Source organism: Halobacillus sp. BBL2006 (assembly GCF_000786645.1).
Classification (GTDB): domain Bacteria; phylum Bacillota; class Bacilli; order Bacillales; family Halobacillaceae; genus Halobacillus.
Genome location: NZ_JRNX01000360.1, coordinates 1 through 6,415, shown reverse-complemented (window position 1 = coordinate 6,415; position 6,415 = coordinate 1). Strand labels below are relative to the sequence as shown.

At 41.4% G+C, this 6,415-nt stretch carries 6 protein-coding genes; 1 reads left to right on the top strand and 5 read right to left on the bottom strand.

Going from position 1 to position 6,415, the window contains the following annotated elements:
- Positions 1 to 490: 490 nt before the first annotated feature.
- The 3 genes from LD39_RS11330 to LD39_RS11320 all read right to left on the bottom strand — a co-directional run bounded on the left by LD39_RS11330 (position 491) and on the right by LD39_RS11320 (position 3,986).
- Entirely contained in the window at positions 491 to 2,029 is a 1,539-nt protein-coding gene (locus tag LD39_RS11330) for a fatty acid--CoA ligase family protein (RefSeq protein ID WP_035546408.1), read from the bottom strand.
- 142 nt (positions 2,030 to 2,171) lie between these two features.
- On the bottom strand, positions 2,172 to 3,173 hold the full coding sequence (locus tag LD39_RS11325) for a lipoate--protein ligase (protein WP_035546406.1): 1,002 nt from the start codon (positions 3,171 to 3,173) through the stop codon (positions 2,172 to 2,174).
- A gap of 81 nt (positions 3,174 to 3,254) precedes the next feature.
- On the bottom strand, positions 3,255 to 3,986 hold the full coding sequence (locus tag LD39_RS11320; protein ID WP_035546404.1) for an MBL fold metallo-hydrolase: 732 nt from the start codon (positions 3,984 to 3,986) through the stop codon (positions 3,255 to 3,257).
- A gap of 131 nt (positions 3,987 to 4,117) precedes the next feature.
- Between LD39_RS11320 and yhfH the strand changes: the two genes are divergently transcribed.
- The gene (gene yhfH, locus LD39_RS22160; RefSeq protein ID WP_081988424.1) at positions 4,118 to 4,246 is read left to right on the top strand and encodes a protein YhfH; all 129 of its coding nucleotides are present in this window, start codon (positions 4,118 to 4,120) and stop codon (positions 4,244 to 4,246) included.
- Positions 4,247 to 4,381: 135 nt separating this feature from the next.
- Here yhfH and LD39_RS11315 read toward each other — a convergent pair whose 3' ends face one another.
- Positions 4,382 to 5,533, bottom strand: coding sequence for a DUF2812 domain-containing protein (locus LD39_RS11315; RefSeq protein WP_035546402.1), 1,152 nt, complete (start codon positions 5,531 to 5,533; stop codon positions 4,382 to 4,384).
- Entirely contained in the window at positions 5,526 to 5,852 is a 327-nt protein-coding gene (locus LD39_RS11310; protein WP_035546400.1) for a PadR family transcriptional regulator, read from the bottom strand. The genes LD39_RS11315 and LD39_RS11310 overlap by 8 nt, the downstream gene beginning before the upstream one ends.
- Positions 5,853 to 6,415: the final 563 nt, after the last annotated feature.

Sequence of the window (6,415 nt, the reverse complement as noted above, 5' to 3'; positions counted from 1 at the left end):
CTCAGTCCAGTCCATACGCCGCTGTTCGAGGCGCATCCACCTTTAAATTAGGAGTCTCCTCATTCCCCTACGCCTTTTACCAAGTGAACAGCTCGAAATCATACTTGCGATAATCTTCCCGATTTGTGGAGGAGAAACAGTTGCAACGCTGGATTCGTAGCCATTCTATTCGCCCCATCTCCTTTCACAATATGAGAGTTTCGAGCTCTAATTTTTGAAATGGGGGCCTGAAAACTGGGAGACTCCTGCGGGAAAAGAAGGGCTGGCTAGACCCCACAGAGCGCAGCTCGAGGAGGCTGGCCGTCTTCCTCGCGGAAAGCGAGCGGTTTCCAGGCCCTCATTCGTCACCATAAAAGTCTCGAAACTGAGTATTCAACAATCGGGAGCTTTATCATAATAAGAAAAATCGATACCAAGAGCTAATTGCACCAAAAAAAAGCAACTCCAACTATCGGAATTGCTTTAGAGACACACATTCATTTAAATGCTTTTACGATTGAGTTAACTGCTCGCGCAAGTTTTTCCTTAAGATCTTCCCTGTTGTGTTTTTAGGCAATTCACTCATGAACTCAACACGAGTCGGAAGTTTATACTTAGCTAAGTGCTCACGGCAATACTCGACGACTTCTGCTTCAGTCAGAGTCGGGTTTTTAGAAACGACAAAGCTGATGACTGTCTCCCCTAGCTCTGGGTCTGGAGCACCAACAACAGCAACCTCCGTCACATCCGGATGATTGTAAAGCACCTCTTCAACTTCACGAGGATACACGTTATACCCGCCTACAAGGATCATATCCTTTTTGCGGTCAACGATATAAAAATAACCCTCTTCATCCTTGCGAGCCATGTCCCCTGTATAAAGCCAGCCATCACGAATGGTCACAGCTGTTTCCTCCGGCAGCTTGTAATATCCTTTCATCACATTCGGACCTTTGACTATTAATTCACCGACTTCTCCTACAGGAAGCTCGTCGCCGAGTTCATCAACGACTTTATTTTCAACGTTACTAATATTCGTCCCGATTGACCCCGCTTTCCGGGGACGATCCAGGGGATTAAAAGCTGTGACAGGTGAAGCTTCTGACAAGCCATACCCTTCTGAAATACGGACATTGAATTGCTCTTCGAATGAATTCAATAAGGAGACTGGTAATGAGGAACCCCCGGATACGCAAATGCGCATGTTACGGAACGTGTGCGTCTGCTCTTTACCTGTTTGCAATAAATAGTTGTACATAGTTGGAACTCCAGCAAAAACCGTAGCCTTATAATCTTCCGCAATCGCAAATACATCTTGAGGAGAGAACTTAGGTACGATCAAAACTGTTCCGCCGCTCATAAGAGGAGCATTCAGAGCTACGGTTAAGCAAAATACATGGAACATAGGCAAAGTAGCAATGACGCGATCTTCCGAATTGATCGCCAAGTAATCGGCGACATCAACAGCATTGGAGTATAAGTTGTTATGAGTTAACATCGCACCTTTTGGTTTGCCGGTCGTTCCTGAAGTGTATAGAATGACCGCTACATCTTCTTTATCCAATGTGGGACGCTCATAATTCAGACTTCCTTCACCCAAAGCTTCTGTAAACGGTTTCATTTTCAAGGATAATGAAGAAGTTGATAAATCAACCCCAACGCCGGTTTCAGCAACAAAATAGTGATAGACGTCTAATTGCTCGTCCATATGTTCAAATTTCTCAAGCAGCACATCCATCGTTATCACTACTTTGACATCACCATTTTTCAAAATATAGCTCATCTCATCGGCCGTATAAGTCGGATTGATTGGAATAACGGTGATACCAGCTCGTAAAGCTCCATACAGTCCAATCATAAATAAAGGACTATTACCACTAACCAAAGCTAAATGATCGCCTTTTCCATACCCTAACTGTGATAATTTAGAGGCGAACTTCGTTACAGATGCATCAAATTCCTGGTAGCTTACACGTTGACCTTGAAATATGTAAGCTTCCTTCGAAGGATGCTGTTGAGCCGTTATGGACAGCTGTTCACTTAAATTCAAATCTTGCTCCCCCTTTGCATAATGAATGAATAGTCATTCATTATATGCTTTTAAATTTTCACTCTAATTATAATATACTGAAAATTAACATTCAAGAAAGATAAAAGAAAGACCGTCCCTTTCAAAGGACGGCCTCTTCATGTTAGTACACCATATCCAAGAAGTCTTCTTTGCTGATTTTCCCTAAGTAATGGGAGATATCCATGTCTCCAAGTGCATTTGAAATAGCCTGGCGCTCATATTGCGTACCGATCAACGCTCCTTCAATTTCACTAATGTCACCAACGCCGAAAAAGTCACCGAAGATCTTCGCATTCTGGATATACCCTTTAGTTACATCAAGACGGATATCATAGCTTCCTGCTCCCTCAATCCGCTTCGTATGCTGGATATTGAATTTCGGAGACTTACCGTAATTCCAATCCCAGTTTTTATAACGTTCGTCCGCAAGTTGATGAATGTTTTCCCAATCTTCTTCTGTCAGCTTATATTGAGGTACATCCTTAACATCTTCCACATCGAAAATGTAACGAAGAATCAAATTCTTAAATTCCTCCATTGGAATTTTTTCTTCTAGGAATTCAGAAATGTTTGCAACACGACTGCGAATCGACTTGATTCCTTTGGACTTAATCTTTTCTGTTTTGACATTCAATGCTGAAACAACGTTTTCAATCTCAGAATCAAGCATCAACGTCCCATGACTGAACATACGTCCTCGCGTTGAAAACTGAGCGTTACCCGAAATCTTACGTCCATCTTCAGCGACAATATCATTACGGCCGGATAACTCAGCATTAACGCCAAGCTTTTTCAATGCCTCCGTCACCGGCTTGGTGAATTTCGCAAAATCATGAAAGCTATCTCCATCATCTTTCGTTATGAAGCTGAAGTTCAAGTTTCCAAGATCATGATAAACCGCTCCACCGCCAGACAAGCGACGTACGACGTGGATGTTGTTGTCTTCGACATAGTTGGTATTGATCTCTTCTACTGTGTTCTGATTCTTACCAATAATGATCGAAGGTTCATTGATGTAGAAGAGTAAATACGTTTCATTGATATCAAGGTTTTTCAACGCATACTCTTCAATTGCTAAATTGATCCTCGGGTCATTGATCCCCTCATGATCGATAAAAAGCATTCTTCTCATCCTTTCTCATTCCTGTCTCTAATTCCTTATTGTAATCGTTTCGACAGGATAAGACAATTTATCTACACCTATTTATTTGGTCCAAGTTAATCCTTCTTCTGCCAGTTGAATCGTACCGTTGAATTCATCTTCTGCTTCCTGTCTCAAACGGGTCAATTGACCAAAGTGAGGTAAATGACTGAGCCATAATGTATCGACCTCTGCCTTAGAAGCAATAGTGGCAGCTTCCGAACTTGTCATATGACCTGCTCCCTTTCCATCCATTCCTTTATAAAAATTTGTATCCGTAATTAATAAGTCAGCCTGTTTCGCAAAATCCACCCATTCTGGAAAATAGCTCGTATCCGCTGTATACACCACCGTATCCTTCCCATCCGTAATCCTCATTCCATAACAAGGCACCGGATGCTTGGTTTTTTGAAATTCAATTGTAAAAGGACCAACTTGCAGGGCATCATCAGGGTCATAAGCACATCCTTTCGTAAACTGGTGATTCAATTGTTGAAACTTCTCTGGATCTTCTTTATGCGCATAGATAGGAAGGACTTCTTCTGTTTCATTTAAGGTATTTTGTACGAGGCACGCATATTGAAGCGGCCCGATATCAGCCATGTGATCATGATGATAATGGGAGAGAATCACTGCATCAAGATCAGTCACTTTACTGAACTGCTGTAATCTCGATAACACTCCACTGCCACAATCCACCAGCATGGTAAAATCACCTGACTCAAATAAATATCCGGATGTAGCACTTCCAGAGGCGGGATAAGCGCCCCAATAGCCTACGACTGTCACTTTCACTATACAACACTCCCTGGTTCTTTTTTCCTAATTGTACATTGTTTTATAACAGGTGGTTGATTTCTGCATATTGTTATAATACAATGGCTTTACATTCAAAATATTAAAACAATTTGAAGGGGGACTTCCTTATGATGAATGTTATTGAATTTTTCCGTAACTTGCCGAAAAAACACTGCACAAGCTGTGGTAATGTAATTGAAGAGAAAGCGGACTGCTACGGAAACATTTGTGATGATTGCGACCACCCTGCTCGATAATTCTAATATTCCACAAAACAATAAGATTGGAACATATGAATTTGGAGCAGCTGTCATCAGCTGCTTATTTTTTTGTACTATAACAGCTATTCAAAAAACAAGCGCCATTCACCACAAGAATGACGCCAGACGATTTCAGCTGATTTGTTTGCTTTTCTTCACCCGCAAATAATAGGCGATAGGCTTTATCGCCAACCATACGAATTCAACTACCACCACACCATAAATTATATAAAGCATCCAGCTGAGACGATCGACTCCTGCATGCGTTTGTATATCCAACAGCATAGTGAAATTAATTACATATAAGAAAGTTAATGTGCCGTAGATAGAGGTGAAGGTGACTGCGACTCTCTTCGCATGATCCATTTTTTCCTCACGATCACTATAAAATTGCGGTGGAATTTCTGTATATTCCTTTGAACAGATCGCCCACTTAGAAAAGGTTGATTTGGAAACAAACATCAACCTCCAGCCAGTTTCTCGGTGAATATCAAAATACCCAGGCTGGTGTGATTTCTTATAATAATCAACAGCATAGCGTACCTTCCTGGAGGAATGTTTGACAAAATGATACCGGACGCCAGAGAAACTAATACGTTGCAACTGGTAACCTTCTTCCTCCATTTTCTCCAGCCATTCCTCTAATTTATCGGGGGAAAACTGCCAGCCGAACTTCCACTTTCTCACTTCCTTTACTTCCTTCTTTGCCTTGGATTGTTTCAACGCTCGATCTATACTTTGTTGAGAATTCATCAGCCTTTGATTCGATCTATAAAGTTTGATTGTCGAATAAGGTACAAGACTCCAAAAGACTACAGCGGCGAAAATGGTTACAAGCCAATAAGGACTACCTACAATGGTGACATCACTACCAGATACTAGAGACATAATCGTCAGCGATAAGGGCAATAACGAAGAAATAACCATATACCCAAAGACGGCCATGTAGAGATACATCCACTTACGAGTTCGTTTATATATACCTTCATGAAGAGGAAACGCACGAATTTCAGATGAAGGCCTCTCATTGCAAAGGATTATCCATTTTCCTGATTGCACTGCCTTCTCCCATCCTTCTTCAATTAAACTGTGAGATAAGAGATGAGAGCGTTGGAACTCGATGTGATATGTTACTTTTTTTGGCTGACTTTTTTGAAAAATAAACTGGCGGGTCTTTGAATTGAACTGAACCAATCTCCACCCATCCCTTGCCAATTCTGCCAGCCAGCTTTCTGTTTTCTGCACGTCATAACTCCAGAATGGCCTGAACTTCTTCTCAATCATCGAACTCCTCCTCATAGGCAAGTGCATTGGCGTGCAATTCTTTGATTCTTGCAAATTCCTCTCTAATCAAGCAACGTCCTACTTCTGTAATTTCATAAAGCTTCTTCCTTTTTTCATCTGCAAACATTGTAATGATGCCATCACGCTGCATTTTCATGAGGGTGCCGTACACCGTGCCCGACCCCAGCCGGATCCTCCCATTCGTGATGCTATCAACATGTTTAATGATTCCGTATCCATGGCGCGGACGCGTAAGAGAAAGAAGAATATAGAAAGCTGTTTCTGTCATGGGAATGTATGTTTTTGTTAACTTTTTCATCGTTCACCTTTCCCTTTTGTTAAACTATGTCACACTATGACTATATCGCGCTGTGACATAATTAACAAGAATAATTTGGAAAATAAAAACCACCATTTTTAAAATGGTGGCAAGAGTAAAATCTATAAGTAAAAACCCATCACTGAAAACGTTTACAATTCTGACACAACTTACCCCATCAAACTTTGCAAAAGGTGGTATAATAAAAGTGTAAAGAAGATCACAAAAAAACAACTACTAAACAACTTAGGTGGCTCAACCATCGCGAGTTCGTTTCCAACGAACAAAGACGCCGGCCCGTAAAGGAACACTAACCCTGTGAAAAGGATGGAGAACAGCCTTGGAATGGTCAGGCGCTCTGGCAGATCTACAGATCGAGGGTAGATTGAGGGATGACTTTGTAAGACAATGACCTCTTTGCAAGAAACAGAAACATCATGAATGAGGTAGCCAGACAAAGAACTTCAGCCCTGCAAATGCTCCGTCTCTTCTGTTTATAGAGTCTAGCGTCATAAGAAGAAATGGAGAAAAATCGGACTTAACCAAAAGGAGAAGGAAACGGA

Coding starts and splice junctions, on each gene's coding strand:
- LD39_RS11310 (WP_035546400.1), bottom strand. CDS start 5,852: ATGAAAAAGTTAACAAAAACATACATTCCCATGACAGAAACAGCTTTC.
- LD39_RS11325 (WP_035546406.1), bottom strand. CDS start 3,173: ATGCTTTTTATCGATCATGAGGGGATCAATGACCCGAGGATCAATTTA.
- LD39_RS11315 (WP_035546402.1), bottom strand. CDS start 5,533: ATGATTGAGAAGAAGTTCAGGCCATTCTGGAGTTATGACGTGCAGAAA.
- yhfH (WP_081988424.1), top strand. CDS start 4,118: ATGATGAATGTTATTGAATTTTTCCGTAACTTGCCGAAAAAACACTGC.